This is a genomic window from Halorubrum sp. SD690R (assembly GCF_005435035.1).
Classification (GTDB): domain Archaea; phylum Halobacteriota; class Halobacteria; order Halobacteriales; family Haloferacaceae; genus Halorubrum; species Halorubrum ezzemoulense.
In genome coordinates, this window is the sequence record NZ_SGTV01000008.1 from 48,918 (window position 1) to 73,955 (window position 25,038).

The 25,038-nt window shown below is 70.2% G+C and carries 26 protein-coding genes; 10 read left to right on the forward strand and 16 right to left on the reverse strand.

All coding sequences use genetic code 11. The features are described from left to right. Positions 1 to 22 precede the first annotated feature (22 nt). Together EXE41_RS06770 and EXE41_RS06775 are read left to right on the forward strand one after the other, a co-directional pair. Positions 23 to 1,528, forward strand: a complete 1,506-nt coding sequence (locus EXE41_RS06770) for a stage II sporulation protein M (protein ID WP_137690618.1) — start codon at positions 23 to 25, stop codon at positions 1,526 to 1,528. A gap of 92 nt (positions 1,529 to 1,620) precedes the next feature. Next, complete coding sequence (locus EXE41_RS06775) at positions 1,621 to 1,974, forward strand: hypothetical protein (protein WP_086215754.1); 354 nt, start codon at positions 1,621 to 1,623, stop codon at positions 1,972 to 1,974. Between the two features lie 230 nt (positions 1,975 to 2,204). Here the strand turns inward: EXE41_RS06775 and EXE41_RS06780 are convergent, their stop codons facing one another. The 10 genes from EXE41_RS06780 to ahaH all read right to left on the reverse strand — a co-directional run bounded on the left by EXE41_RS06780 (position 2,205) and on the right by ahaH (position 11,755). Further along, positions 2,205 to 2,594: a DUF6276 family protein gene (locus EXE41_RS06780; RefSeq protein ID WP_094495448.1), complete on the reverse strand. Its 390-nt coding sequence runs from the start codon at positions 2,592 to 2,594 to the stop codon at positions 2,205 to 2,207. 116 nt (positions 2,595 to 2,710) lie between these two features. Further along, positions 2,711 to 3,412: a V-type ATP synthase subunit D gene (locus EXE41_RS06785; protein ID WP_049931793.1), complete on the reverse strand. Its 702-nt coding sequence runs from the start codon at positions 3,410 to 3,412 to the stop codon at positions 2,711 to 2,713. 153 nt (positions 3,413 to 3,565) lie between these two features. Further along, complete coding sequence (locus EXE41_RS06790) at positions 3,566 to 4,990, reverse strand: V-type ATP synthase subunit B (RefSeq protein WP_049931791.1); 1,425 nt, start codon at positions 4,988 to 4,990, stop codon at positions 3,566 to 3,568. 2 nt (positions 4,991 to 4,992) lie between these two features. Continuing rightward, positions 4,993 to 6,756, reverse strand: coding sequence for an ATP synthase subunit A (locus tag EXE41_RS06795; RefSeq protein WP_137690619.1), 1,764 nt, complete (start codon positions 6,754 to 6,756; stop codon positions 4,993 to 4,995). Between the two features lies 1 nt (position 6,757). After that, positions 6,758 to 7,087, reverse strand: coding sequence for a V-type ATP synthase subunit F (locus EXE41_RS06800; RefSeq protein ID WP_006629423.1), 330 nt, complete (start codon positions 7,085 to 7,087; stop codon positions 6,758 to 6,760). Next, a complete protein-coding gene (locus EXE41_RS06805) occupies positions 7,084 to 8,130 on the reverse strand; it encodes a V-type ATP synthase subunit C (protein ID WP_049931788.1) in 1,047 nt (348 codons plus the stop codon). Before EXE41_RS06805 ends, EXE41_RS06800 begins: the two co-directional genes overlap by 4 nt. Next, positions 8,127 to 8,705 (reverse strand): V-type ATP synthase subunit E, encoded by a 579-nt coding sequence (locus EXE41_RS06810; RefSeq protein ID WP_049931787.1) that lies wholly within the window; start codon positions 8,703 to 8,705, stop codon positions 8,127 to 8,129. The genes EXE41_RS06805 and EXE41_RS06810 overlap by 4 nt, the downstream gene beginning before the upstream one ends. A gap of 21 nt (positions 8,706 to 8,726) precedes the next feature. After that, positions 8,727 to 8,978: an ATP synthase subunit K gene (locus tag EXE41_RS06815; RefSeq protein ID WP_049931785.1), complete on the reverse strand. Its 252-nt coding sequence runs from the start codon at positions 8,976 to 8,978 to the stop codon at positions 8,727 to 8,729. A gap of 202 nt (positions 8,979 to 9,180) precedes the next feature. Next, entirely contained in the window at positions 9,181 to 11,394 is a 2,214-nt protein-coding gene (locus EXE41_RS06820; RefSeq protein WP_086216836.1) for a V-type ATP synthase subunit I, read from the reverse strand. Between the two features lie 4 nt (positions 11,395 to 11,398). Continuing rightward, complete coding sequence (gene ahaH, locus EXE41_RS06825) at positions 11,399 to 11,755, reverse strand: ATP synthase archaeal subunit H (RefSeq protein ID WP_049931783.1); 357 nt, start codon at positions 11,753 to 11,755, stop codon at positions 11,399 to 11,401. Positions 11,756 to 11,922: 167 nt separating this feature from the next. Between ahaH and EXE41_RS06830 the strand changes: the two genes are divergently transcribed. Then, a complete protein-coding gene (locus EXE41_RS06830; protein ID WP_137690620.1) occupies positions 11,923 to 13,566 on the forward strand; it encodes a P-loop NTPase in 1,644 nt (547 codons plus the stop codon). An 18-nt stretch (positions 13,567 to 13,584) separates the two neighbouring features. On the opposite strand, the gene EXE41_RS06835 is transcribed toward EXE41_RS06830, so the two are convergent. Further along, a complete protein-coding gene (locus tag EXE41_RS06835) occupies positions 13,585 to 14,556 on the reverse strand; it encodes a transcriptional regulator (RefSeq protein WP_049931780.1) in 972 nt (323 codons plus the stop codon). 197 nt (positions 14,557 to 14,753) lie between these two features. Between EXE41_RS06835 and EXE41_RS06840 the strand changes: the two genes are divergently transcribed. Together EXE41_RS06840 and EXE41_RS06845 are read left to right on the forward strand one after the other, a co-directional pair. Next, positions 14,754 to 16,142 (forward strand): tRNA(Ile)(2)-agmatinylcytidine synthase, encoded by a 1,389-nt coding sequence (locus EXE41_RS06840; protein ID WP_086216952.1) that lies wholly within the window; start codon positions 14,754 to 14,756, stop codon positions 16,140 to 16,142. A 26-nt stretch (positions 16,143 to 16,168) separates the two neighbouring features. Beyond that, positions 16,169 to 16,522, forward strand: a complete 354-nt coding sequence (locus EXE41_RS06845; protein WP_049931776.1) for a VOC family protein — start codon at positions 16,169 to 16,171, stop codon at positions 16,520 to 16,522. A 45-nt stretch (positions 16,523 to 16,567) separates the two neighbouring features. Here EXE41_RS06845 and EXE41_RS06850 read toward each other — a convergent pair whose 3' ends face one another. Next, complete coding sequence (locus tag EXE41_RS06850) at positions 16,568 to 16,798, reverse strand: hypothetical protein (protein ID WP_049931774.1); 231 nt, start codon at positions 16,796 to 16,798, stop codon at positions 16,568 to 16,570. Positions 16,799 to 16,889: 91 nt separating this feature from the next. Continuing rightward, positions 16,890 to 17,060, reverse strand: coding sequence for a hypothetical protein (locus EXE41_RS19225; protein WP_167373102.1), 171 nt, complete (start codon positions 17,058 to 17,060; stop codon positions 16,890 to 16,892). 93 nt (positions 17,061 to 17,153) lie between these two features. Between EXE41_RS19225 and EXE41_RS06855 the strand changes: the two genes are divergently transcribed. Both EXE41_RS06855 and EXE41_RS06860 read left to right on the forward strand, forming a co-directional pair. Further along, a complete protein-coding gene (locus EXE41_RS06855) occupies positions 17,154 to 18,314 on the forward strand; it encodes an aminopeptidase P family protein (RefSeq protein WP_137690621.1) in 1,161 nt (386 codons plus the stop codon). Between the two features lie 302 nt (positions 18,315 to 18,616). Then, the gene (locus EXE41_RS06860; protein ID WP_053772440.1) at positions 18,617 to 18,916 is read left to right on the forward strand and encodes a DUF5789 family protein; all 300 of its coding nucleotides are present in this window, start codon (positions 18,617 to 18,619) and stop codon (positions 18,914 to 18,916) included. A 427-nt stretch (positions 18,917 to 19,343) separates the two neighbouring features. Here the strand turns inward: EXE41_RS06860 and EXE41_RS06865 are convergent, their stop codons facing one another. Then, positions 19,344 to 20,579 carry a cation:proton antiporter gene (locus EXE41_RS06865; RefSeq protein ID WP_137690622.1) on the reverse strand — a complete coding sequence of 412 codons (1,236 nt, stop codon included), beginning with the start codon at positions 20,577 to 20,579 and terminating at the stop codon, positions 19,344 to 19,346. Between the two features lie 97 nt (positions 20,580 to 20,676). Continuing rightward, positions 20,677 to 21,159 carry a cation:proton antiporter regulatory subunit gene (locus tag EXE41_RS06870; RefSeq protein ID WP_086216567.1) on the reverse strand — a complete coding sequence of 161 codons (483 nt, stop codon included), beginning with the start codon at positions 21,157 to 21,159 and terminating at the stop codon, positions 20,677 to 20,679. A gap of 189 nt (positions 21,160 to 21,348) precedes the next feature. Here EXE41_RS06870 and EXE41_RS06875 point away from each other — a divergent pair, with 189 nt between their 5' ends. The 3 genes from EXE41_RS06875 (at position 21,349) to EXE41_RS06885 (ending at position 23,691) form a co-directional block, all read left to right on the forward strand. Beyond that, on the forward strand, positions 21,349 to 21,720 hold the full coding sequence (locus EXE41_RS06875) for a hypothetical protein (protein WP_086216568.1): 372 nt from the start codon (positions 21,349 to 21,351) through the stop codon (positions 21,718 to 21,720). 71 nt (positions 21,721 to 21,791) lie between these two features. Next, positions 21,792 to 23,093 (forward strand): ribonuclease R family protein, encoded by a 1,302-nt coding sequence (locus EXE41_RS06880; RefSeq protein WP_086216569.1) that lies wholly within the window; start codon positions 21,792 to 21,794, stop codon positions 23,091 to 23,093. A 40-nt stretch (positions 23,094 to 23,133) separates the two neighbouring features. Continuing rightward, positions 23,134 to 23,691: a hypothetical protein gene (locus EXE41_RS06885; protein WP_137690623.1), complete on the forward strand. Its 558-nt coding sequence runs from the start codon at positions 23,134 to 23,136 to the stop codon at positions 23,689 to 23,691. A 16-nt stretch (positions 23,692 to 23,707) separates the two neighbouring features. On the opposite strand, the gene EXE41_RS06890 is transcribed toward EXE41_RS06885, so the two are convergent. Further along, entirely contained in the window at positions 23,708 to 24,991 is a 1,284-nt protein-coding gene (locus EXE41_RS06890) for an MFS transporter (protein WP_137690654.1), read from the reverse strand. Positions 24,992 to 25,038 lie beyond the last annotated feature (47 nt).

Genomic DNA, 25,038 nt, shown 5'->3' on the forward strand with positions numbered 1-25,038 from the left:
TGCGGACGACCGAACCGACCGTATGGACCTCTCCGCCGCCGTCACGGCAACGACTGCGACCCTCCGTCGACGCCCCGCCGACGTCCTCTCCTTTTACCTCCTCGGCACCGCGGTGCCGGCGATCGCTCGGCTCGGCCCGTTCGCGGCGCTCGCGGGGATCTACCTCCACCTCGAACTGAACGGCCGCCTCGCCGCGGCCCGCGACTCGCTCGCCGGAGTCGAACCGCCGCCGGAGACGCAGGACCCCGAGGCGCTTCAGGCGTGGGCCGAGGGGTTGGGCCCCGCGTTCGAACCGCTGCTCACGCCGACCGTCGTGGTCCTCTTCGCCGGGGGCGTCCTCCTCGCGGTCGCCCTCTCGGTCCTCGCGTACGCCGTCGTCTCGGCCGGCCAGCTCTCGGCGGTCGCCGCGAGCCTCCGCGACGACCGCGGGCTCGTCGCCGGGATCGCGGGCGCCCGGTCCCGGTGGCTCACGTTCCTCGGGCTGTACGTCGCCGAACTCATCCTGTGGATCGGCGTGGTCGCGCTCGGATTGATCGCGGTCGGCGCGGCGTTCCTCGCGAACCCGTTCCTCGGGGCGGCGGTGGCGATCGGCGCCCTGCTCGCCGGCTTCGTTGCCCTCGCGCTCGTTCGGATCCTCTTCGCGTTCGCGCCCGCGGCCGTCGTCGTCGACGACGCCGGCGTCGTCGGCGGGGTCGAGGGCGCCGGCGGCTTCGTTCGCTCGAACCCCGTCGACGCCGCCGCGTACCTCGTGGTCGCGATCGGCGCGCTGGTCGCCGTCGCGTCGGTCGCCTCCGGGATCGCGTTCGTCGGCGGGGGCCCCGTCGTCGCGCTCGCCAGCGCCGTCGTCGTCGCGCCCGCGCTCGACCTGCTGAAGACGGTCCTCTACGGCGACTACCGCGGGACGGTCGACCCCCTCTCGCCGACGGAGGCCGGCCTCCGGGCCCAGCTCGGCGGCGGCCTCCGACGCGGGTGGCGGGAGCTGCGCGGGTTCGTCCGGTCGACGCCGGGCTCCCACGCGCTCGCGCTCGGAGTGGCCGTCGGGTTCGGCGCGCTCGGGTGGGTCGCCGCCGCGCCGTTCGCGGAGATGGCCCCGACCTCGATCGAGGGTCGGATCGCCGGACAGATCCCGCCCGTAGCGGCGCTGACGTACTTCGGGAACAACTGGGGGGTCGCGATCGCGACCGCCTTCTCGGGCGTCGGGCTTGCCCTCCCCGCGCTCTCGTCGCTCGCGTTCAACGGCCTCGCGCTCGGCGCCACCGCGGCCTTGGAGGAGAACCTCTCCGCGCTCGTCGCGTTCGTGGTCCCGCACGGGATCTTCGAGATCCCCGCGCTCGTCGTCTCCGGCGCGCTCGGCGTCCGCCTCGGCGCGGTCTCGTGGCGGACGTTCCGCGGCCGCGCGAGCCGCGAGCGGTTCGCCGACGCCTTGGAGACAGCGTTCTGGGTGACCGTCGGGATCGGGATTCTGATCACCGTCGCCGCCGTTATCGAGGGGTTCGTCAGTCCGTACTACTGGCGGCCGTTCCTCTAGCTCGCGACCGAGCGGCGACCCGTCTGCGGGCGTCCGGCCGCAGAGGCGCCGGCCCGCCCGCAGCCTTATTACCGCGCGGGCGAAGCGTCGGTATGCGACCGCTCGTTGCCGTCATCCTCGTCGGCGTCCCGCTCATGTGGCTCGTCGGCTTCGCCGCCTACGCGTACGTCGACGCGCCCAAGTACGGAATGGACCCGCGCAAGTGGGCGCTCATCTCGTTCGTCGTCCCGCTGTTCGGCTTCTTCGCGTACGTCTTCGAGCGGGGTGAGCGCGACTACGACCCGGACACCGACCCGTACGCCGGCGGGAGCGACGAGCGGACCGGCGGCTTCGCCGTCCACGAGTCGCGGCAGGGCGAAGAGCGGCTCGGCCCGGCGGGGACGGAGGCGGACGACGGTGACGACGCGGACGACGAGTGGAACGACCCGGACAGCGTCGACCTCTGACGGGACGATCGGGACAGGCCCCGGTCAGTACCGAGACGGCGGTGAGTGAGACGGTACGTAATCACCGATGAGGCTGGGGAGGTGTGCGATGCTGTGTAGTGCCGTACTGGGCGGGGCGGGAGTCAAAAGGGCAGCCGCGGGGCTTTAGCGGGTTTCACTGCCGATGTACTCGCCACGATTTAGTTACGGTCGGCGTCACCGTTCGACAGAAGCGACCAATCGTACCAGTACTAAATCGCGTCGCGGAGCGCCGTTCGCCGACGGTCGAGGTCGAACGCGGCGTCAGGTGCGTCGAGCCGGTCGAAGAACGCGAACGCGTCGGCGCCGGCGCGCTCGGCGTGGCCGATCAGCGCCTCGATCGCCGCACGGTTGAGCGCGAACGACTCCAGCTTGCCACAGCAGAGCGCCAGCGCGACGCCCGCCTCGCCGGAGGGGAAGGCAGGGTCGATAACCGACAGGTCCGGGTCGACGGGCGCATCGCCCGCGACCCCCGCCTCCGCGGCCGGGACGACCCGCAGGCACCGAGTACAGATCGCGACCGCGTCGGCCGGCGCGTACTCGCGGATCGGGGGCGGCACGGCGAACCCGACGGCGTCGGCGTCGCAGTGAGGACAGGGCACGACCGGAGATAGGCGGCGCTCGAAAATTAAACGCGGCCGTCTTCGGTGCGGCGAGAGCGGCGAGGGAAAACGGACAGAGCGATCAACAGAAAGAACGGCCGACGCGCGGTGGACGGTCAGTCGGCGGGCTCGGGTTCCTCGGTCTCCGCGGCCGCGGCCTCCGCGGCCGCCTCGGCCTCCTCGGCAGCCTCCTCTTCCTCCTTTTTCGCTTTGATCTTCTTCATGCGGAATATCTCCTCGCGCTCCTGCTCTTCGAGCTTCTGCTCGATGTACTCCTGATTCTCGTAGAGGCTCGGGAGCAGGGTGAACTCCAGGGCGTTCACGCGGCGCTTCGTGGTCTCGATCTCCGTGAGCATCTTCTTCATCGCCGTCTCCACCTCGGCGGCGAGGATGATCGACTCGAGCAGCTCCTCGTAGGCGTCGGCCGCCTCGTCGATCCGCGCCGAGGAGCCGAGCAGGCCGTACCCGCGCTCGTCGAGGCTCTTCTGTACCTTCGAGGACTCGATCTGCGGGACCACGACGCCCATGATGTTCTTCGACTGGGTCGTGATCTCCGGGTGCTCTTTCAGCGCCGCGGCCGCGCCGCGGACCGCCACGTCGCCCTCCATCGCCCGGGCCATGTCGATCTTCCGCTGGGCCGTCTCGTAGTTCTCGGAGACCTCCGACCGGACGTCCTGCGCCTGGTCGAGGATGTCCATGAACTCCATGATGAGCCCGTCGCGCTTCTGTTCGAGCGTGTCGTGACCGCGCTCGGAGAGCTCGATGCGGTCCTCGATCGCCATCAGGTTCTTGCGCGTCGGTTTGACGTCCTTGGCCATCTTGGGGGTAGGTTCCGCTCCGAGGCGGTTAATTCTTTTCAGACGCGCCGGATCGGCCGGGCAGCCGCCGCGGATCGGCCCCCGAGCGCGGTCACCGCGGCGCGGTCGCTGGCGAGGGGTATCGACCGCGGGTAAAAGGTGAGTCGAGGCGGATCAGTCGGCCGCTTCGACGACCTTGCGCTCGGAGTCGTCCTCGCGGTAGTGCTCCTCGATGAACTCCTCGTCGATCCGGTTGAGGGCGTCCTTCGGCAGCATCGAGAGGAGGTCCCAGCCGATCGAGAGCGTCTCGTCGATGTCGCGGTTCGTCTCGAAGCCCTGGTCGATGAACTCGGACTCGAACGCGTCCGCGAAGTCGAGGTACTTGTTGTCGAGCTCCGACAGCGCCTCGCGACCGACGATGTTCACGAGGTCGCGGAGGTCCTCACCTTCCGCGTACGCCGCGAACATCTGGTCTTTCACGTCGGCGTGGTCGGCGCGGGTGAGCCCCTCGCCGATCCCGTCGTCCATCAGCCGCGACAGGCTGGGGAGGACGTTGATCGGGGGCTGGAGGCCCTGGCTGTTGAGGTCGGGGTCGACGTAGATCTGCCCCTCCGTGATGTACCCGGTCAGGTCCGGGATCGGGTGAGTGTCGTCGTCGCCCGGCATCGTGAGGATCGGGATCTGCGTGACCGAGCCCTCGCGGCCCTTGATCCGGCCCGCGCGCTCGTACAGCTGCGCCAGGTCGGTGTACATGTACCCGGGGTACCCGCGGCGGCCGGGCACCTCCTCGCGGGCCGCCCCGATCTCGCGGAGCGCCTCGCAGTAGTTGGTCATGTCCGTCAGGATGACGAGGACGTGGTAGTCCTTCTCGAAGGCGAGGTACTCGGCCGTGGTGAGCACCATGCGCGGGGTGACCGTCCGCTCGACGGCGGGGTCGTCCGCGAGGTTCATGAAGACGACGGAGCGCTCCAGCGCACCGGTGCGCTCGAAGTCCTCCATGAACTCGTTCGCCTCCTCCTGGGTGATCCCCATCGCGCCGAAGATGACGGCGAACTCGGAGCCCTCCTCGTCGTCGCCGCCTTCCTCCTCCTCCGGCACGCTAGCCTGCCGGGCGATCTGCATCGCCAGCTCGCTGTGCGGCTGGCCGGAGCTGGAGAAGATCGGGAGCTTCTGCCCGCGGACGAGCGTGTTCATCCCGTCGATGGCGGAGACGCCCGTCTCGATGAACTCCTCGGGGTACTCCCGGGAGTACGGGTTGATCGCCGCGCCGACGATGTCCTGTCGCTCCTCGGGGACGATCTCCGGGCCGTCGTCGATCGGGCGGCCGGAGCCGTCGAGCACTCGCCCGAGGAGGTCCTCGGTGACGGGCATCTTCATCGTCTCGCCAAGGAAGCGGACGGACGCGTCTCTGTCGATACCGCTCGTCCCCTCGAAGACCTGGATCGCGACCACGTCCTCCGAGGATTCGAGCACCTGTCCGCGCAGCGTCTCGCCCTGTGCCGTCTCGATCTCGACGATCTCGTCGTAGCCGATCGCCTCGTCGACCTCGGCGTACACGAGGGGGCCGCTGATCTCGGTGATGGTTTGATACTCTTTCATGATCAGTAGAGGCTCCGGAGCTCCTCGATGATCTCCGACTTGAGATCCTCGACGTACTCCTCGTAGTCCTCTTGGACGCCGATACGGTTAATCCGCGGGGCCGACTCGATGTCGATGATCTCCTCGACCGGGACGCCGGCGTCGAGCGCGTCGAACGCCTCGTCGTTGAACGTCTGGATCGTCGTCAGCATCAGGTACGTCTTCTCCGGCGGACAGAACGTGTCGACCGGGTGGAACGCGTTCTGCTGGAGGTACGCCTCGCGCAGGTAGCGCGCGACCTCCAGCGTCAGCTGCTGGTCGTCGGGCAGGGCGTCCTTCCCGACGAGCTGAACGATCTCCTGGAGCTCCGTCTCTTCGTCGAGCACGTCGACCGCCCACTGGCGGCGCTCCGCCCAGTCGTCGGCGACCTCGTCCTCGAACCAGGGGTCGAGCTGGTCTTTGTACAGCGAGTAGGACTCGTTCCAGTTGATCGACGGGAAGTGGCGCCGCTCCGCCAAGTCCGCGTCGAGCGCCCAGAACGTCTTCACGATCCGCAGCGTGTTCTGGGTGACCGGCTCGGAGAAGTCGCCGCCGGGCGGCGACACCGCGCCGATCGCCGAGACGGAGCCCTCCGTCCCGTTGATGTTCTCGAAGTAGCCGGCGCGCTCGTAGAACTGCGCGAGCCGGGCGGCGAGGTACGCGGGGTACCCCTCCTCGCCGGGCATCTCCTCCAGCCGGGAGGAGATCTCGCGCATCGCCTCCGCCCACCGCGAGGTGGAGTCGGCCATCAGCGCCACGTCGTACCCCATGTCGCGGTAGTACTCGGCGATCGTGATCCCGGTGTAGATACAGGACTCACGCGCCGCGACCGGCATGTTCGAGGTGTTCGCGATGAGCGAGGTGCGGGCCATCAGCGGGTTGCCGTTGGCCGGGTCCTCGAGCTCGGGGAAGTCCTCGATGACCTCGGTCATCTCGTTGCCGCGCTCGCCGCAGCCGACGTAGACGATGATGTCCGCGTCGGCGTACTTCGCGAGCTGGTGCTGCGTGACCGTCTTCCCGGAGCCGAACGGGCCGGGGATCGCGGCCGTCCCGCCCTTCGCGATGGGGAAGAGTCCGTCGAGGATGCGCTGGCCGGACACCAGCGGCGTCCGGGGCGTTTTTTTGTCGTTGGCGGGGCGCGCCTCGCGCACCGGCCACTCCTGGTGCATCGAGACCTCCTCGCCGTTGTCGAGCTCGACGACCGTCTCGGTGACGTCGAAGGATCCGGACTCGGCGGCGACGACCTCGCCGCCCTCGTAGTCCGGCGGCACCATGACCTTGTGGTCGATGGTGACCGTCTCCTCGACGACGCCGACGATGTCGCCGGGCTCGACGACGTCGCCCGCCTCGACCTCGGGCTCGAACTCCCACTCCTCCTCGAGGTCGATGCCGGGCGCGTCGACCCCGCGGTCGAGGTACGGACTGCCCATCTTGCCCTCCAGCACGTCTAGGGGGCGCTGAACGCCGTCGTAGATGGCGTCCAGCATCCCCGGGCCGAGGTCGACCGACAGCGGCTCGCCCGTGTTCTCGACGGGTTCGCCGGGGCCGACGCCGGAGGTCTCCTCGTACACCTGAACCGTCGTGAGGTCGCCCTCGATCTCGATCACTTCCCCCATGAGCCCTTCGTCGCCGACGTAGACGACGTCGTTCATGCGGGCGTTGAGATCGCGGGCGGTCACGACCGGACCGCTCACGCTCTGGATGACGCCGCTGTCTTCGACGGCGTCGGTTGTGTCTGCTTTGCTCATATTAGTCGTCTTCCTCCATCAGGTCGATGCCGATGGCGCGTTTGATCTGGTCGCGCAGCCCGCCGCTCCCGGCGCCGGAGCCGCCGAGCGTCACGAGGACCGGTTCGATGCTGCCCTCGACCGCCTCGCGGGTCCCCCGCGAGAGGTGGTCGAGGTCGTCGTCGTGCATCACGATGATGCCGACGCCCTCGTCGTCGAGCGTCCGCTCGACGGCGTCGTCGAGCTTCTCGTCCTTCTCGTCGTCCGGCACGTTCTCGAACGCCCGAACGCCGGCGAGGCGGAATCCGGTCGTGAACTCCGGGCTGCCGACGACCGCTATCTCTTGGCTCATGTTATCACCAGCTCCGATTCGATCTCGTCGGCCGAGAGGCCGGCCTCCTTGCCGCGGGCGATCGCCCGGATGTTCTCCGTCTCGCGCTCCTTCGCGAGGATGTACGAGATGACCGGGGTGACCGACACCGGGTGGATCGTGCCGAGCCGGTCGCCGTACGCCAGCAGCGCGCCGTCGATCGCGTGTTCGAACGCGATGAGGCTGTCCGCCTCCTCGAGCTCGCGCAGCGCGGGCCCGAGCTCCTCGCCGTACTGGCTGTCGCCGATGTACTCGACCAGTTCGTCGAGGTTCTGCGCCAGCCGCGCGAGCGACGAGCGGGTGAACAGGTCGCCCCCCTCGATGAAGTACGCGGCGGGATCGATGTCGGCGCCCGAGCGGGCGAGCCGGAGCGCGTTCGTCGCGTTCCGGAAGTCGACCTCCGCCACCAGGAACGACTCGTACTGCCGGGTCGGCTCGTCGCCGCCGAGCCCGGAGAGGAGCCGCTCGTAGAACGCGCGGTCGACCGCGTTCTCTAAGGGCACCAGCACGTCCGTCTCCTCGAACTCGGCGTACGCCTCCCGCAGCGGCTCCCCGTAGATTGTGTCTTCGAGGACCTCGATCACGCCGTCGATCGAGTCCGCCTCAAGCAGGCGACGGATCCGGCGGTCGTCGAACTCGCCGGCGCGGATCAGGTCGACCTCGACGGCCGACTGCTCCGCGTCGGTGTAGACGCCGCGGATGACCGTCTTCACGTTCCAGGCGTCGAACTTCCGGAGGTACCGGGCGATCAGGTCGTACAGCGACCCCTCGCTCCAGTCGAGGATGGCGTCGAACTGCTCGGCGAGGTTCCGGTTCAGCGCGTACTCGATCAGGTCCACGCCGCCGTGGCGGCTGCCGAGCGCGTTGATCTCCTCGCCGTAGCTCGACTCCTCCATGAACCGGGCGATCTCGGCCGGGCCCATCCGGGTGAGCTTGCGGTACTCCTCGTCCCCGTAGAGGCTGCCGCGGCGGGCACGAACCCGCGCGACGACGTACTCGGGGTTCGGGCTGCCGGCGGCGCTCATTGGTCGAACAGCCGCTCCGAGATGTTCTTCAACTCGTCGTCCCAGACTGCCTCCAGGACCGAGTCGAACGTGTTGTTCACGCGAACGCGGGAGGTGTCGCTCTCCGCGACGACGCCGCCGAGGCAGTCGACCTCGCCGTCGACCTCGGCGTTGCGGTCCGCGACGAGGTCTTCGAGCAGGTCGACGTCCTCGGCGCGGGTGTAGACGGCGACGGCCTCGTCGTCGTCGAACTCCGCGAGGCTCGCGTCGAGTAAGGCCTCGGTGAGCTCGCGGCGATCGTCGCCGTCGAGGGCGGCGATGGCCGCTTCGACGTCGTCGTGGACGTCCTCCAAGACGTCACGTCGAGCGCCGAGCCGCTCCTGTTTGGCCTCGAGCTTCGCCGAGGAGAGCGTCTGTTCGCGCTCCTGGTCGATCTGGTCTTCGACCTCGGCGAGCCGCTCCTCGCGGATGCGCTCCGCGTCGGCCTCCGCCTCGGCGACGATCTCGTCGGCCTCCGCCTCGGCCTGTTCGCGGATCTCCTCCGCACGCGCGCGGGCCTCATCTTCGACGTCCTCAACGACGGTTTCCAAACTCATTGGTGTGGAAGGAAGTACCGCTTAGACGATGAAGACGACGACGAGTGCGAGGATGACGATCGTCTCGGGAAGGACGGTCAGGATGAGCCCGTTGACGAAGAGGTCGTCGTCCTCGGCCATCGCCCCGACGGCGGCCGACCCGATACCGCGCTCCGCGTAGCCCGCGCCCAGCGCCGCGAGCCCGACGGCCAGCGCCGCCGCGGCGTTGGGGTCAGTCAGCGTTCCACCAGTCGACAGTACGAGGTTCCCGAGTTCGTTGGTAGCTTCAAGCATTGGTAGTAGTTGCGGTTGCTCGTCTCCGAACGGTTGCTATTTGCCCCCAGAGGAGTCATAAAGCTTCCCAAAACGACCGGACAGAAGACGGAAGAACGGAGGCGAGAGCGGACGCTATCGCGTCGAAACCCGACGGAACCGTCGCGTTTCAACCGGCTGCGAAGCGGCGAGACCGGCGGACGACGGACGGTCGGGTCGACCGTCAGTCGTCGCGGGTGTACTTCCGGTCGCGGCCGAACGGGAGGTACGCCCGCCCGCCGCCCTCGTAGAAGTTCCCGAAGAACTCCACGTACTCGAGGCGGACCGCCTGGATGCCGGCGGACGTGACGCCGAGCAGCAGGACGACGAGGTGGCCGACGAGCGCCACGACGATGCCGCCCACGAGGGCGACGATGCCCACGAGACCGATCGAGGCGGGGTCAAACGCGGTGGTGATCCCCGCGAAGACCAGCTCCTCGCTCGGCGTCTCCTGGACGTGATGGAGGTGCTCCGCGGAGAAGATGAAGTGGAAGCTCCCCTCGCCCCCCTTGTCGATGTACGCACCGAACGCGAGCAGGTTGACCGCGAGCGCCATCCCGCCCTTCGCGAGCAGGACGGCCATGATCCGGGCGTACGAGATGACGTTGACGATGGGCGAGAGGAACTCCGCGAGCTCCGGCGGCTCGCCGATCCCGAGCAGGACGAGCCCAAGACCCGCGGCGACGGCGCCGGCGATACCGACGACGACCGGGAAGCCGCTGAACGAGACCGTGCCGAACGTGAGGAGCGACACCGACTCGAACAGGAAGTCGGGCTTCGGGCCGGGGACGTGCTGGCTGAAGATCCAGATCCACGCGCCGTTGAGGATCAGGAGCCACGAGCCGGCCTCGTAGAGCGCGTGCTTCACGTCGTGCTGCTGGAGCGTGCTCACGAACGAGAGCACGTGGCCGATGTTGAGGTGAACGATACCGAACACCACGCTGACGACAAGGAACGAGAGCCCCCAGTCGAGGTCGGCCGGCGAGAGCCCCTTCCCGGCGACGGGCCAGTGGACATCGCCCGGCAGCAGCTGGTAGGCGTGGTAGCCGAACAGGTCGATGCCGAAGTAGATCCCGAACAGTATCGTGAAGCCGCCCGCCCACATCGCGACGGAGCCGAGTTCGCGGAACGCGCCGTCGAACCGGGAGTACATGAAGAACCCGATGGCGGCGTACAGGACGCCGTACCCCACGTCGCCGATCATGAACCCGAACATCGCCGGGAACGTGAGGAACACGAGCAGCGTCGGGTCGAACTCGGAGTACTTCGGCCGCCCGAACGCCTGGACGAGCAGTTCGAAGGGGCCGGCCGCGCTCCCGTTGTCCTGGACGACCGGCGGGTCGTCGGTGCCGTGCGCCGCGTGGCCGCCGTCGGTAGCGACCGCCGCTTCTGTTTCGGCGGACGCACTGCCGTCGTCGGCCGACGGCGACTCGGTGCCGCCACTCCTGTCGACCGGCTCGGAGTGGTGGTCGCCGTCGGGGGTGAACGAGGCGCGTTCGAGCTCCTCGACCTCGACGTGGTCGCCGACCGCGTCGACGACCGCCGCCTCGAAGTCGGGGTACGACTCGGTCGGCACCCACCCCTCCGCGACGAACGCGTTCTCGGTGGTCGCGAACGAGAGCGGCGCCTCCTTCTTTTCGGCCTCGATCGTGAGCTTCTCCTCGGCGCGCAGCAGGAAGCCCGCGGCCTCCTCCTTCACCGAGTCGAGCTCGGCTTTGACGCCGTCGAGCTCGTCGCGGAGGTCGGCCTGCTCGGCCTCCAGCTCCGCGACGTACTCCTCCGGGCTCGCGTCGGCGTCCGGCACGTCGAGCAGCGCGATGTCGACGCCGACGAGCGCGTCCTGAACGACGCCCTCCGCGTCGCCGTCGGTCGGCCTCGCGACGATGGCGAGCACGTCGCCGCCGACGAACACGTCGAAGGCGTCGACCGTCTCGGCGTCCCCGAGCGCCGCCTCGACGGCGGCGGGTTTCGCCTCGCCGACGACGACCTCGACCGAGTCGTAGCCGCGCAGGTAGTCCAGGTCGATCCCGAGCTCCGCGAACGGCTCCATCCGGTCGATCTCCTCCTGTCGGTCGCGGATCGCGCCCTGTAGCTCGTCGCGCCGGTCGTTGAGCTCGTTGACGCGGTCGCGGACGCGGTCGAGCTCGGCTTCGAGCTCGTCGTCGTCAAGCGACCGCGCGACCTCGGCGTCGTCCTCGTCGACGTCGAGGATGCTCTCCAGCGACCGAACCGTCACGAGCCGCTCGTTGACGGTCTCGGCCCCGTCGAGCGACGTTCCGGGGTCGAACCCCTCGTACCGGTCGTCGTAGTCGGTGACGTGCAGGGAGTGGTGGGCGTACGCCGCCTCGATGACGTCGTCGATGACGCGCTTCGAGCCCGTCACCGACACCCGGCTCATCTGCTCAGGCCTGAGCATCCACCGCCTCCTCGGCCTGCTCGTGAACCGCCGCCTCGAACCGCTCGACGGCGTAGTCGACGGCCGATTCCACGCGGTCGCGGGCCTCGCGTTCGAGCTCGTCGCGGTCGGCACGCCCCGACTCGAGGATCTCCTCGCGCCGCTCCTCGATCTCCGCTCGGGCCGTGTCGAGCCGCTCTTGGGCCTCGGACTCCGCCTCCTCCTCGGCCTCGGCGCGGATCTCGTCCGCGCGCTCTCGAGCCTCGGCGAGGCGCTCTTCGGCGTCGGACTCCGCTTCCGCGACGATCTCGTCCGCCTCCCGTTCGGCCTGCTTGATGGATTCGAGCACCTCTGGTCTCGCCATGCTACTAATCGCCTGAAACTCTAGAAGCGACGTATAAGGTGTTTGCGAAAGCCCGCGGGGGTGCGACCGGATTCTGAGGCGATTCGGCGGTACTTCGAGCCGAACGCGTCGGCCGCAGTCGCGCGCCGCCGCCTACATTTAAGTAGCAGTCGCCGGACCGTCACCGTATGGCAACGGTGTATGCGGTCGCGTCGGCGAAGGGTGGCGTCGGGAAGACCACCACGACCGCCGCGCTGGCGACGGTGCTGGCGGACTCGGGCGCCGACGTCGTCGCGATCGACGCCGACCTCGGCATGGCGAACCTCGCGGACGCTGTCGAGGTGACGCCCGGCGAGATCACGATTCACGATGTACTCGCCGGCGACGCGGACCCGGCGGCGGCGGTCCGGGAGGGACCGTCCGGGCTGCGGGTCGTGCCGGGGGCGGCCGACCTCGACGCGTACGCGGCCGCGGACCCCTCCAGGCTCCGCGGGGTCGTCGAGGCGTTCGACGGCGCCGACTACGTGTTCGTCGATGCGGGCGCGGGACTGTCGCACGACTCCACGCTCCCGCTCGCGATCGCCGACGAGACGCTGCTCGTCTCGACGCCGGAGCGGAGCGCCCTCGGCGACACCGAGAAGACGCGGCAGTTGACGGAGCGACTCGGCGGGACGGTCGCGGGCGCCGCGATCACCCGCGTGACGGCCGACGCCGACGAGGTCGTCACGGCGCTGCTCGACGCTTCCGTCCTCGGACGGATCCCCGAAGACGAGGCCGTGGCCCGGGCCGCGGCGGCGGGCCGGTCCCTGCCGGAGGCCGCGCCCGACGCGCCGGCGACGCGGGCCTACCGCGACCTGACCCGAGCGCTGACCGGCGCCGAGGTGGAGGGGGCGGGACTCGACGGGTCCGCGGCCGACGCCGCGAGCGGAGCCGGGGCGGACGACCCGGAGGGCGACGGCGAGCCGACCGCGACGGACGACGACGCCGTGATCGTCGACGACGGACCGGCGGCGGACGACGCGGACGACGGCGGCCCGAGCGAGGTGAGCGAGCGGGACGCTGCCGGGGAAACGGATGAGGACGCGGCCGCCGAGGCCGAGGCGGACCAAGACGAGGGCACGGAGCCCGAGTCGGACGAAGACATCATCGTCGCGGACCCCGACGCGAGCGGCGTGGCCGAGCCGGGCGACGGCGACGACATCATCGTCGCGAGCGAGAGCGAACCGCCGGACGGCGACGCGGACGAAAAGGTGAGCGACGACGCGGAGGGAGACGTGGGCGACGATACGGAGGAAGGCGGTGACGACGGCGCGGACGGAGACGTGAGCGACGATACCGACGGGGAAACACGCGACGCCCGCGGCGACCCGAAAGAGCGCGTCGAGAACGACGAGCCGACTCGCGAGGCCGTCGGCGATGCGGCGAGCGACGACGAGGCCGGCGGAACCGACGCCGGTGACGAGTCCATGGCTGGAGGGAGGGCGGCCGCCGAGCTCGAGGCCACCGGCCCCGAGGCCGAGACGGAGGAGGAGCCGGACGCGATCCCCGACGCGGACGAGACGGCACGCGAGGCGGCCACCGAGCGCGGAGAGGCGGACGGCGAGGGGACCACGAGCGCCGACCCAGCGGCGGACGACATCGACGATGAACTCGCGGGGAGCATCCCGTTCCGCGACGACGACACCGGGACGATGAACACCGTGCTATCGGACGAGGACGAGCCGGACGGCGACGCCGGCAGAGAGGCGACAGACGACGCCGACGCGTCGTCCGCTGACGAGGAGGAGGAAGAGGGCGACGGCGGATTTTTCAGTCGGCTACTCGGTCGCTGAGCGGAGCGCGGCGGCTCGTCAGGCCTCCGAGGGAGCGCGGGCCCGGTCGCGGATCAGCTCGCGGATCTGCTCGGGGTCGGTGACGTCGGCGAGTTCCTCGCAGGAGACCAAGGCGGTGCCGTCGACCGATTCGCGCTTCTCCTTCTCCTCGGTGAAGTACACCGATCGGGTCCGGGCGACCTCGCCGATGGAGGACATGATCCGGGCGCGCTTCTCGGCCGCGGCCGTGAACGCGGAGTGGCCGGTGAGCACGCGCGTCTCGGGGCTGTCCTCGTCCTCGGAGACGGCCTTGAACGGGGCGCGGGCGGTCGGGTGGACCGTGAACCCGGCGCTCGTCAGCACGTGGAGGACGTGCTCGTCGTCCGGGTCGGCCTCGGGGGCCGACGGCGTCGGCTCCGAGTCGCGGACCTCGTCCGCGCCGTCGAGCACGTCGACCGGGCTGGAGAACGGCTGGTCGAACAGCTCCTCCAGCTGGATCGCCACCTCGATGGAGGCGTTCATCCCGTCCTCGTACTTCGAGACGGTGCGCCGGGAGACGCCCAGCTCGTTCGCGAGCCGGCCGAGCGACCAGCCGCGCTCCTCGCGCTCGTCGGCGAGGAGGTCGCCGTCGAGGCTGACGTACAGCCCGCCCGGGGCGGCGTAGATGAGCGGCGGCATCCCCTCGACGAAGAGGTCGTAGGCGGTGTCCGGGTTGATCACCGGGACGCCGTGTCGGAAGTAGACGACGCCGGGCTTCAGTTCCTCGTCGCGGGTCCGGATCCCGATCACCATCGGCGTCCCCCTGAGGTACTCGCCGAGCCGGCGCATCTCCGCGCCGGTCTCCGCGTCGAGCGCGTCGACGTTGCCGAGGATCTTCAGGAGGAGGAGGTCCTCGTTACGGCGGGCCGCCACGTCGAAGCTCTTGGGCCGGACCGCACACCGGTCGCTGACGAGGAACCCTGCGTCCTCCAGCATCGCGGTGACGTTCCCGATGAGCGCAGTCCGGGACATAGCCGGAACAAGCGTCTCGCCGTATATATGCGTTGTGTCGCCCGTTCGCCGGCGAACCCACCGCCCGCGGGCGATTTCTTCCTCCCGCGGCGGGAAACGGTTATATACCCGAGCGGTCGCTGGATCGCCTCAGCCGGCCCGGAGCAGCCTCGACCGGCCTCGAAAGGGGCTTGCCTCGGCGACGCGAACGTCGCGACATGCCGATCGTCGCCGTCGACGACACCGACTCCCGCGAGCGCGGGATGTGTACGACCTACGTGGCGACGCGGATCGCGGAGCGCCTCGCTGACGCCGGGGCTCGGGTCCGGCGCCGGCTGCTCGTCCGCCTCAATCCGGCCGTGAAACACAAGACACGCGGGAACGCCGCGGTCGCGCTCCACGTCACCGGGACGGACGCGGAGTCGGCCGCGTCGGTCGCGGCGGAGGCGGTCGAAGCGTTCGCCGCGGCCGCGGACCCGCGTACCTCGCCCGGCGTAGTGGTCGCGGACCTCGACGTCGCCGGCGACCCCTTCGATCCGACCGGAACGCCGATCCCCGGCGCGGTGGCCGCGTTCGCGCGGCGCGCGCTCCGCGAGCGGCTCTCGGTCGCCGAGGCCGTCGGGCTGGCCGACGAACACGGGTTCCGACACGTCGCGGTCGGGTCGGCGGGCGGCGCGGGCGAATCGGACGCGGTCGCTGGCCGGGGGCGGATCGGCGCGCTCGCCGCGGTCGGCGCGCCGGCCGCGTTCGACGACTGGACGTTCGAGCGCATCACCTACCGCGAACTCGACCGCTGCGGGACGCCCCGCGAGGTCGACGCCGAGAGCGTCTTCGCCGCCGCCGACGAGGGGTATCCGGCGGTGTGGGACACGGTCGACCGCGGCACGGGGAAGACCGTCTGCGTGCCGAACGCGCCCGGCCCGATCCTCTACGGGATCCGGGGGGACGACGCGGCCGCGTGTCGAGCGGTGGCGGCCGCCGTCGACGGCGAGCCGACCGAGCGGGCCGCGACGTTCCTGACGAACCAGGGCACCGACGCCCACCTCGCACCCAGCCGGATCGGCGACCTCCGCGACGGCGCGGGCTATCGGGTCGCCGGCGCGGTGGCGAGCGCGCCGGAGACGAAGCGGGGTGGCCACGTCCACGTCGACGTCGCGAGCGACGCCGCCGGAGTGGGGTCGGACGGTGAGACCGACGCCGACCGCCTCCGCGCCGTCGCGTTCGCCCCGACGGGCCGGTTCCGCGACCGCGTCCGGGCGCTCCGCCCCGGCGACCGGGTCACGCTCTGCGGCGAGCACGAGGTCCGGGACAACGCGGACGAGCCGGCGAGCACCCTGAAGCTGGAGAAGTTCGCCGTCCGCGACCTCGTCCGGACCGCGCCCGCGGTGCCGACCTGCCCGGACTGCGGTCGCTCGATGTCGTCGGCCGGGAGCGATCAGGGGTACCGGTGCCGCGACTGCGGGACTGAGGCGCCGGGGAAGGTCGCGGAGCCGATCGAGCGCGACCTCGAGGCCGGCTGGTACGAGGTCCCGCCGAGCGCGCGCCGACACGTCGCGAAGCCACTCGTCCGGGGCGGGTTCGACGCGCCGACCCACCCGGAGCGATAAAGTGCTCGCCGCGCGAGCGGGCCGACGTGACCGGAATCGTCTTCCACGCGACGGAGCGGCGCGAGGCGGTCGTCGAGTTCTACCGCGAGCGACTGGGCGCGACGGTGCGGGTCGAACAGCCCGACTGTACGATCCTGGCGTTCGGCGGCTTCCTGTTCGGGTTCTGCGAGCGCGACGAGGTCGACGACTGCGGCATCCTCACGTTCGTCTACCCGGACCGTGACGCGGTCGACGCCGCGAGCGAGCGGCTCGGCGACGCGGTCGTGACGCCGCCGCGTGAGAACGAGACGTACGACATCTACCAGTGTTTCGCCGAGGACCCCGAAGGCCGGACCGTCGAGTGTCAGGTGTTTCTCGACGAGGAAGTCGACATCGAGTAAGTTGGAGAGCAGGCGAACCGCGCTCGGTTGTCGGAGCGGCCAGCGTCAGTCGTCGAGGTCGCGGGCGTCGCGCCACGCCACCGCGCGCTCCTCGGCGGCATCGCGGTCGTCGAACCGCTCCCGCTCGTAGGCGGAGTCGTCGGCCGCCTGCTCCATCACGTCGAGGCGGACGACGAACTCCCCGTCGGTTCGTTCCCGGAGCCTGACGGTCGCGTACCCGTCCGATCGCTCCCACTCGGTGACCGTGCCGTCGTCGCGCTCCAGCGACCAGCCCATATCGGACCCGACGCGCCCCGCGGCTAAAGCGGTGCGGTTCCGAGGCGGTCGCGCGGGTGCCTCCCGACTTCGAGGCCTGTGTCCCCGCGAGTCAGTCGCCCGCGCTCGGCGAGCGGTCCGCGCTCGACGACCGCTCCGGCGTGGCCGCGTAGCCGCACACCGGGCAGACGACGTAGCCGAGCGAGTCGTACGGGACCGACGTCGAGGGCGCGCTCACGTCGCACTCGGGGCAGTCGAACGTCGCCGCGTTCTCGGTCGACATGGTATTACGTAACAACCACTCACCAGTAGTTATGCGCCGCTTGCTGCCCCGTCAACGCCACCCTACTTATATACCGAGTCCGAACGTCGGCGCGTGACCGACGACGCACACGCGGGCGGGGCGGGAGCGGAGGGGTCGACCCGCCCGCACGAGCGACGACGCGGGCGGACCGCGCGCCGGTTGGACGCGGTCGACGCGGCCGGACTGGTCGCGTTCCCGAGCCGCAACCTCGAATACCTCACCGGCTTCGCCGAGGAGCCGGGCGAGCGACACTTCTTCCTCGTCGTGCCGGCGGCGGGCGCCGCCGACCCGGAGCCGGCGCTGCTCGTGCCGGCGCTGTACGAGACGCAGGTCCGCGAGGCGACGACCGTCAGTGAGGTCCGGACGTGGGCCGACGGCGAGGACCCGGTCGCGGCGACGCGCGAACTGCTCGCGGACCGGGGGATCGACGGCGGGCGGCTCCTCGTCGACGACACCATGTGGGCGCAGTTCTCGCAGGACCTCCGGGCGGCGGCCCCCGACGCGACGTGGGGGCTCGCGAGCGAGGCGCTCGCCGACCTCCGGGTCCGGAAGGGCGAGGCCGAGGTGGCGGCGCTGCGGAAGGCCGCGGGGGTCGCGGACGCGGTCGTCGGCGACCTCCGGGAACTGGGCCCGGACGCGGTGGGCATGACGGAGGCCGCGCTCGCCGAGTGGATCGCGGACCGACTCGGCGAGCGCGGGGGCCGCGGCGTCAGCTTCGAGACGGTCGTCGCGGCGGGCGAGAACGGCGCGAAACCCCACCACGGCCACGGCGACCGGGAGATAGGCGCTGGCGAGCCGGTCGTCCTCGACTTCGGGACGCGCGTCGACGGCTACCCGTCCGACCAAACGCGGACCCTCGTCTTCGGCGAGGAGCCAGACGAGGCGTACGCCGAGGTCCACGAGGTCGTGCGCGAGGCGCAGGCGGCCGCGGTCGAGGCGGTCGTGCCCGGCGTCCCTGCGTCCGCCGTCGACCGCGCGGCGCGGGAGGTCATCGAGGCGGCCGGGTACGGCGACGCGTTCGTCCACCGGACGGGCCACGGTGTGGGCTTGGACGTCCACGAGGAGCCGTATCTCGTCGCCGGAAACGACCGCCAGTTGGAGCCGGGAATGGTGTGTTCCGTCGAGCCCGGGATCTATCTCGACGGACGGTTCGGCTGCCGGATCGAGGACCTCGTGGTCGTCACCGAGGACGGCTGCGAGCGGCTGAACCGGACCGACCGCGGGTGGGCGTGACCGGCGGCGAGGCGAGCCGCGGGACCGGTGACTCGTGGCCGTGGCCGTCGCCGGGGGCGACGCGCCGCTCGGCGTCGGTGTCGCAAAACGGAAGAGGCGGAGACCGGCGTGCCGACGTCCGACACGCGAGTACGGGAGTCGTGTGCCGTGCCCCCAACCGGTAAGTGCCGCCGGATGATATAACAGTATTACCGAATTATTCCGGGTGTATTCCCCCAGTCGGACCGAGCGGGCGGGGATCGCCCCGCGGGCGACCGGACGGCATCGAAACCATTAGTGTCGCCCGAGCGGAACCGCGGGGCATGAGCGACACCGATGCGGACGAGGACGAGGAGGCGGAAGCGGCGCCGGCCGTCGAACTCGGCGACGGGCCGGACGTGGCCGGCGAGCCGGTCGCCCGCGTCGCGTCGCGGCTCACGTGGCCCGCGACGCGCAGCGACGTCCGCGAACAGGAGGGCGACGCCGAGATCCGGACGCCCGACGGCCCGCAGACGCTCGACGACGTACTCGCGGACTCGGAGGTGCCCCTCTTCGAGAGCCGGAGCGACTTCCTCCAAGCGGTCGAGGACGTCGTCGGCCGCGGCCCGGTCGCGACCGAGTAGGCGACGAGCGCGGCGACGCTGTTTATAAATGACCGGCGGGACGGCGAGAGACATTTATAAATCGGCGGTCGGCGCGCCCCGGTGAGCGGCCCGAAGGGCCGCGAACCGCCGGTGCGAGGGAGTCAGTCGCCGGAGCGAAGCGACGGCGACTGACGAGGCTGGGGAGGCGTGAGGTGCGGTGCTGTGCGGGGCGGGACTCAAAGGGGCAGCCGGGAGGACGGCGCAGGGGACGTAAGCACCGTAGGAGCGAGTAAAACGAGCGACGAGGAGCGCAGCGAGCGTGCGCCGTCCTCCCGGCTGGGGCTTTGGCGGCGTTCGCCGTCGATCCGTTGATGACTATTTATAAACGAGCGCCTGGGGCGTTGGCGGTGTTCACCGTCGATCCGCGGTCGATCATTTATACGTACACTGCGGCGACGCCGAAACGCTACCCGTTTACACCGCCGCCGTCCGCTCCGCCGCGATCCAACCACGAGGTCGCGATCGACTCGAACGGCGCGGAGTAGCTCATCAGCGTCGTGCCCAGCACCGCCATCACGAGGACGTAGCCGACCGCGAACGCGTTGATCGTCCCCGCGAGTGCCGGGTCAAACGTCCCCGCGTTCGCGCCGGTGACCGCGACCGTCGCGATGATCAGCGAGAACTCGCCGCGGGTGGTCATCCCGAGTCCCACCCGCGTCGACCGGCGGACGTCGAGGTCGAACGCGCGCCCCGCGAGGTAGCCGGTGACGAGCTTCGACGGCGCGGTCACGACGACGGCGAGCGCGACGAGCGCCGCGACATCGGCGAACAGGGCGGGGTCCGTGACGAGCCCGATCCAGAAGAAGAACACCGCGGCGAACACGTCCCGGACCGGTTCGAGGACCGTCTCGACCGTGTGGACCCGCTCCGTCGCGGAGAACGCCATCCCGACGAAGAACGCCGCGACCGCTTCGCTGACGCCGAGCGCGAGCGCCGCGCCGGCGACGAACACGACCGCGGCCACGGCGCGCAGCGCCACGAACTCCCGGTTGTCGGTCGCGACCAGCCGCTCGAACAGCGGACCGCCGAACCGGACAACCCCGAGCAGCCCGGCGATGAACGCGAGCGCGATCCCCACGTCGACCGCGGCGGTCGCGACATCGCCGCCGCCGAGAACCAAGGCGGACGCGACCGAGAGGTACACCGCGATGAACAGGTCCTCGTACACCAGGGTGCCGAGCAGCGGCTCCGCCTCGTCGTTGGCGATCCAGCCGAGGTCGATGAGCGACTTCGTGATCACCGCCGACGAGGAGATGTAGACGATGCCCGCGACCAGGAACGCCGGGAGGAACGCGCCGAAGACGAGCCAGCCGAGGACGAGCCCGACCCCGAAGTTCGCTAGGTCGATCGTGCCCGCGGTCCCGATCTGACGCCCCCGAGCGAACAGCCGGTCGAGGTTGAACTCCAGCCCGAGAAAGAACAGCAGGAAGACGATCCCCAGCTCCGCGCCGAGTGAGATGAACTCCGTCTCGGGGACGTGGACGGTTCCGACGGCGGGGAGCGAGAGCCGGCCGAGGACGAACTCGCCGAGCAGCATCCCGACGAGGATATAGGCGGGGATCACGGACTGTCCGAGGCGGTTCGCGAGCGCGCCGGCGACCGCGACCGCGACGAACATGACGCCGACGTCGAGCAGCGCCACTACCGACCACCGCCGGCGACAACGACCGCGGTGCCGGACGCGACCGCGGCCGACACGGCATCCGGGGCGTCGAGATCCGACGCGCCGAATCGACCGCTCATCCCGTGAGGATCTCTTCGAACGCCGCGCAGTTCTCGGGCGTGCCGACCCCGATCAGGGTGTCGCCCTCGCCGAGGGTGGTCCCGGCGTCCGGGCTGTCGATCACCTCGTCGTCGCGCTGGATCGCGACGACCGCGAGCCCGGTCCGGTTACCGATGTCGGCGCTCTCCAGCGTCTCGCCGACGAGCGGCGATCCGGGGGGAAGCTCGTACCACTCCAAGAGGATGCCGCCCGGCAGGGTCGTCTCCTGCGTCTCCGGTTCGACCGGCTGGAAGTACGCCCCCTCGATGATCGAGCCGATCGTCCGCGCGAGGTCGTCGGAGAACTCAAACGCCTTCTCGGAGTCGGCGTCGGGGTCGCTCCGCCGGAACACCTCGCGTTTCCCGGTGTTGTGGATGACGACGATCATCTCCTCGCCGCCGCCTAACTCGATCTCGAACTTCTTCCCGACCCCCGGGAGGTCGGACTCGGTGATCGTCATACAAGGGCCAGCGCGCCCACGGTAATATGTGTACACCTCTCGTCGCCGCGGCCGGGCGTGGACACCGCTCGTTGCGGTCGGGTCCGTCGGACCGACCCGAAACCCCGCCCGACGACTGGCCCGAAATCACGTCGAACGCGCGTCGGCCGCGCACCAAACGCTAAGTGGGGCGGGAACGAGATGCGCGGTATGTGGGGCTCCCGGGGAAGTCGGGACCGGCGAACGGTCGTCTGTATCGCGTGCGGGGACTCGGTGCTGCGGGAGGACGCCCGCGAGTACGACAAGGAGGGCGACCGCTGGAGCCGGCGCGACAAGGAGTTCGAGTACCTCTGTGCCGACTGCGACGACGAAATCTGTCACCAGCCTCGCGACGGGCTCGAATCGCTACTACGCTCCATCGAGGCGGACGGACTCACCGACGAGGAGTTCCTCGACCGCTACGTCGAGGCGGTGGCGGGCGGCGACGTTGACCGCACCGACGAGGACAGATCGGGTGCGCGCTCGGACCGCGGCCAGTCGGATAGGCGGCGCTCCGACCGCGACCGCGACCGAGACCGGTAGCCCCGTCGCCGGATCGAGTCCCCGTCAGCCCGCCCGACAGGCCTTTCTAACGGACCCGCGTTGGTGGAGGTATGTCAGACGACGAGCCGAAGCCCGGGTCCGCCGAGGACCAGGGCCCCGTGACGATCACGCCGGAGCTCGCGGACCGACTCGCGGAGAAGCGCGAGGAGCTGTTCGAGGAGTTCGAGATCCGCGACGAGTTCCCGAGCGAGGTCCTCCGCGAGGCGGAGGCGCGGACCGAGGGCGTCTACGAGGAAATCGAGGCCGAGATCGACGAGCGCGAGGACCTCCGCGACCTCACCACGTGGACCACGGACCCGGTCGACGCGCAGGACTTCGACGACGCGATTTCGATTAAACGCGAGGAGGGCGCCTACCGGTTGTGGGTCCACATCGCCGACGTCACCCACTACGTCACCCCGGACACCGCGATGTGGGAGGAGGCGGTCGAGCGCGCCAACACCGTCTACATGCCCGACTACACGATCCACATGCTTCCGCCGGTGCTGGCCGAGACGGTCTGCTCGCTCGTCCCGAACGAGGACCGACTCGCGCACACCGTCGAGATGGAGATCGACGACGAGACGCTATCCTTCGAGGACATCGACATCTACAAGTCCGTCATTAACTCCGACGAGCGACTCACCTACAAGGAGTGCGAGAACCGGCTGGAGGACCCCTCGCTCCCCCTCGGCGAGGAGAACGCGCTCGCCTTCGAGCTCGCCGACCGCATGCACGAGCAGCGCAAGGCGGACGGCTCGCTCGTCTTAAATCCCCGGCGCGACCGCGCGCACACCATCATCGAGGAGTCGATGCTGAAGGCGAACAAGGCGGTGACGCACACGCTGATGTGGGACCGCGGCGTCGAGGCGATGTACCGCGTCCACCCGCAGCCGACCCCCGACCAGTGGAACGAGGCGCTCAAAGAGATCCAGGAGCTCGACGGCGTCTCCATCCCGGGCGAGGCGTGGGGCGACGACCCCCGGAAGGCGGTCAACGCCGCCTTGGAGGAGTCGCCCGAGCGCCAGCTCAACAAGATCCAGCGCGCCGTGCTGAAGGTGATGCCGCGCGCGAAGTACATGAACGACCCGTTCGGTGGCCACCACGCGCTCAACTTCGACATCTACGGCCACTTCACCTCGCCGATCCGCCGCCTGTCGGACACGATCAACCACTGGATCGTCCACGAGAACGACGTGCCCGAGACCCTCGTCGAACTCTGCGACCACGCCAGCGACAAGCAAAAGGACGGCGAGACCGCAGAGCGGCTGTACAAGCAGTTCCTCCAAGAACAGGGGCTCGACCCCTACGCGGTCAACAACCGCGGCGTCGAGATCGTCGAGGATTCAGAGGAAGCGAAACACACCGCCTGAGCGGCGAGAGATATAGACCTGTGCGGCCGCAAAGCGTGGTATGGGCGCACACGACCACGACAGCGCGGACCGGCACGAAGGGGACCCGCTCGAACCGACCGGCGATCCCGAGCGCGACGCGGAGCGCGCGGCGACGGTCGGCGGCTTCACCGGGGCGGTCCTCGGCGCTCGGGGTGGCCCCGTCGGCGCCGGCATCGGCGCGCTGCTGGGCGGGTCGACGGGCTACGCCGTCGGCTACGCACTGAGCGAGATGGAGTCGGCGGAGGACGAGCCGTTCGAGCACGACGAAGCCGGACGCGAGACGACGGAGGCCGATCCGGACGCGACCGAGACCGACAGCGGGCCCGTCACGATCGACGTCCAGTCGGAGGGAGAGCGCGACGGAGATGCGGACGACGGAGGGGAAAGAGGCGATCACGAGGAGTACGAGGCGGACGACGAAGCGGCAGAAGCGGGCGACCACGGGGAGGGCGAGGCGGACGACGGGGGAGGAGAAGCGAACGGCCACGGGGCGGACGATCACGACGATTCCGGCGAACGAGCGGGCGACGACGACTCAGCCGAGGACGAAGGCGACCGCGACGGGGGCGCGGACTGACCAGCGGCGCCCCGGATCAGTCCCGTCGCGTCGCAAAGCGTGACACCGCCGTCGCTGACACCGCGCCGAGCGCCGCGATGATCGCCAGCACGACGAACAGCTCCGACGGGCCGGCCCGGGTGAGTATCGTTCCGGCCAGCGTCGACCCGAGCGCGCCGATCCCGAAGATCCCGACGTACGTGTAGCCGAACGAGAGGCCGCGCGCCTCGCTGGGCGAGTATGCCGCCACCGTCGCCTGCGAGAGCGGCTGGACGGTGAACAGCGCGACGCCGAGCGCGAGCGACACCGCGACGAACGTGGCGACCGCCCCCGTCGCGGGGATGAAGAGCAGCGCGAGCGCGGACAGAACACCCATCAGCGCCATCAGCCCGCGCTCCGGCGGCACGCGGTCAGCGATCCGACCGCCGAGGAACTGGCCGAACACGCCGACCGTGAGGACCGCCACGTAGAGGTACCGTCCCGCGTCGAACTGATCGGCGTACGGGCTCTCCGGGTCGACCAACTGGAGGTCGACGAGCCCGCCGAGCACGTCGCCGAGGAGGTCCGGCAGGAACGTGAGGAACGTCCGGTAGTAGAGCCCGCTGAACGTGACGAACGCGAACACGAGCAGGAACCCCCCGGCGATCAGGATCCGAGTGTCCGTCGCGACCGACGACAGCGAGACATCGCCGCTCGCGCCGCCGGTCGAGTCCCCGTTCGGACCCCCGTCGGCGGCCGACGCTCCCGGCTCGGGGTCCGCGGACGAGAGCGCCGCGTCCACGTCGACGGTGACGCCGTACGCGGCGACGGCGACCGCGGGGAGCGCGAGCGCGGCCGTGACGAGCCGCCAGTCGAACGCCAAGAGCAGCAGCGCGGTCGCCAGCGGACCGAGCGCGATCCCGAGGTTCCCGCCGATCCCGTGGTAGCCGAGCGCGGTCCCGCGCTGGTCGACCGAGGTCGAGAGCAGCGACAGCCCCGCGGGGTGATAGACGCTCGCGGTGAGTCCCCATATCGCGACGGCCACGGCGAGGACGGGGAGCGTCGGCGCGAGGCTCACGGCGAGGAACGAGCCCGCCATCCCGGCGAGGCAGGCGAGGATGAGCGGCTTCGACCCGAAACAGTCGACCAGGATACCGCCCGGCAGCGCACCGACCCCGAACAGCCCGTAGCCGAGCGTGACGACGACGCCGAGCGCGGCCGCCGTCGTCGAGAACTCACCCACCCACACCGTCAACAGGATGGGGATCGACAGCTCGTATGTGTGGACGAGCCCGTGCGATCCCGCGGTGAATCCGACTATCCGTCGCTCGGCGGCGTCCATGTGAGTCGCGGGTTCGGCGGGTCCGTTCATAACCTCGGGGGTACCCG

Bases quoted from the DNA above. Each gene is read 5' to 3' on its own strand.
- EXE41_RS06770 (WP_137690618.1), top strand. From the start codon at position 23: ATGGACCTCTCCGCCGCCGTCACGGCAACGACTGCGACCCTCCGTCGA.
- EXE41_RS06775 (WP_086215754.1), top strand. From the start codon at position 1,621: ATGCGACCGCTCGTTGCCGTCATCCTCGTCGGCGTCCCGCTCATGTGG.
- EXE41_RS06785 (WP_049931793.1), bottom strand. From the start codon at position 3,412: ATGGCCAAGGACGTCAAACCGACGCGCAAGAACCTGATGGCGATCGAG.
- EXE41_RS06790 (WP_049931791.1), bottom strand. From the start codon at position 4,990: ATGAAAGAGTATCAAACCATCACCGAGATCAGCGGCCCCCTCGTGTAC.
- EXE41_RS06795 (WP_137690619.1), bottom strand. From the start codon at position 6,756: ATGAGCAAAGCAGACACAACCGACGCCGTCGAAGACAGCGGCGTCATC.
- EXE41_RS06800 (WP_006629423.1), bottom strand. From the start codon at position 7,087: ATGAGCCAAGAGATAGCGGTCGTCGGCAGCCCGGAGTTCACGACCGGA.
- EXE41_RS06805 (WP_049931788.1), bottom strand. From the start codon at position 8,130: ATGAGCGCCGCCGGCAGCCCGAACCCCGAGTACGTCGTCGCGCGGGTT.
- EXE41_RS06810 (WP_049931787.1), bottom strand. From the start codon at position 8,705: ATGAGTTTGGAAACCGTCGTTGAGGACGTCGAAGATGAGGCCCGCGCG.
- EXE41_RS06815 (WP_049931785.1), bottom strand. From the start codon at position 8,978: ATGCTTGAAGCTACCAACGAACTCGGGAACCTCGTACTGTCGACTGGT.
- EXE41_RS06820 (WP_086216836.1), bottom strand. From the start codon at position 11,394: ATGAGCCGGGTGTCGGTGACGGGCTCGAAGCGCGTCATCGACGACGTC.
- ahaH (WP_049931783.1), bottom strand. From the start codon at position 11,755: ATGGCGAGACCAGAGGTGCTCGAATCCATCAAGCAGGCCGAACGGGAG.
- EXE41_RS06830 (WP_137690620.1), top strand. From the start codon at position 11,923: ATGGCAACGGTGTATGCGGTCGCGTCGGCGAAGGGTGGCGTCGGGAAG.
- EXE41_RS06835 (WP_049931780.1), bottom strand. From the start codon at position 14,556: ATGTCCCGGACTGCGCTCATCGGGAACGTCACCGCGATGCTGGAGGAC.
- EXE41_RS06840 (WP_086216952.1), top strand. From the start codon at position 14,754: ATGCCGATCGTCGCCGTCGACGACACCGACTCCCGCGAGCGCGGGATG.
- EXE41_RS06850 (WP_049931774.1), bottom strand. From the start codon at position 16,798: ATGGGCTGGTCGCTGGAGCGCGACGACGGCACGGTCACCGAGTGGGAG.
- EXE41_RS19225 (WP_167373102.1), bottom strand. From the start codon at position 17,060: ATGTCGACCGAGAACGCGGCGACGTTCGACTGCCCCGAGTGCGACGTG.
- EXE41_RS06860 (WP_053772440.1), top strand. From the start codon at position 18,617: ATGAGCGACACCGATGCGGACGAGGACGAGGAGGCGGAAGCGGCGCCG.
- EXE41_RS06870 (WP_086216567.1), bottom strand. From the start codon at position 21,159: ATGACGATCACCGAGTCCGACCTCCCGGGGGTCGGGAAGAAGTTCGAG.
- EXE41_RS06875 (WP_086216568.1), top strand. From the start codon at position 21,349: ATGTGGGGCTCCCGGGGAAGTCGGGACCGGCGAACGGTCGTCTGTATC.
- EXE41_RS06880 (WP_086216569.1), top strand. From the start codon at position 21,792: ATGTCAGACGACGAGCCGAAGCCCGGGTCCGCCGAGGACCAGGGCCCC.
- EXE41_RS06885 (WP_137690623.1), top strand. From the start codon at position 23,134: ATGGGCGCACACGACCACGACAGCGCGGACCGGCACGAAGGGGACCCG.
- EXE41_RS06890 (WP_137690654.1), bottom strand. From the start codon at position 24,991: ATGGACGCCGCCGAGCGACGGATAGTCGGATTCACCGCGGGATCGCAC.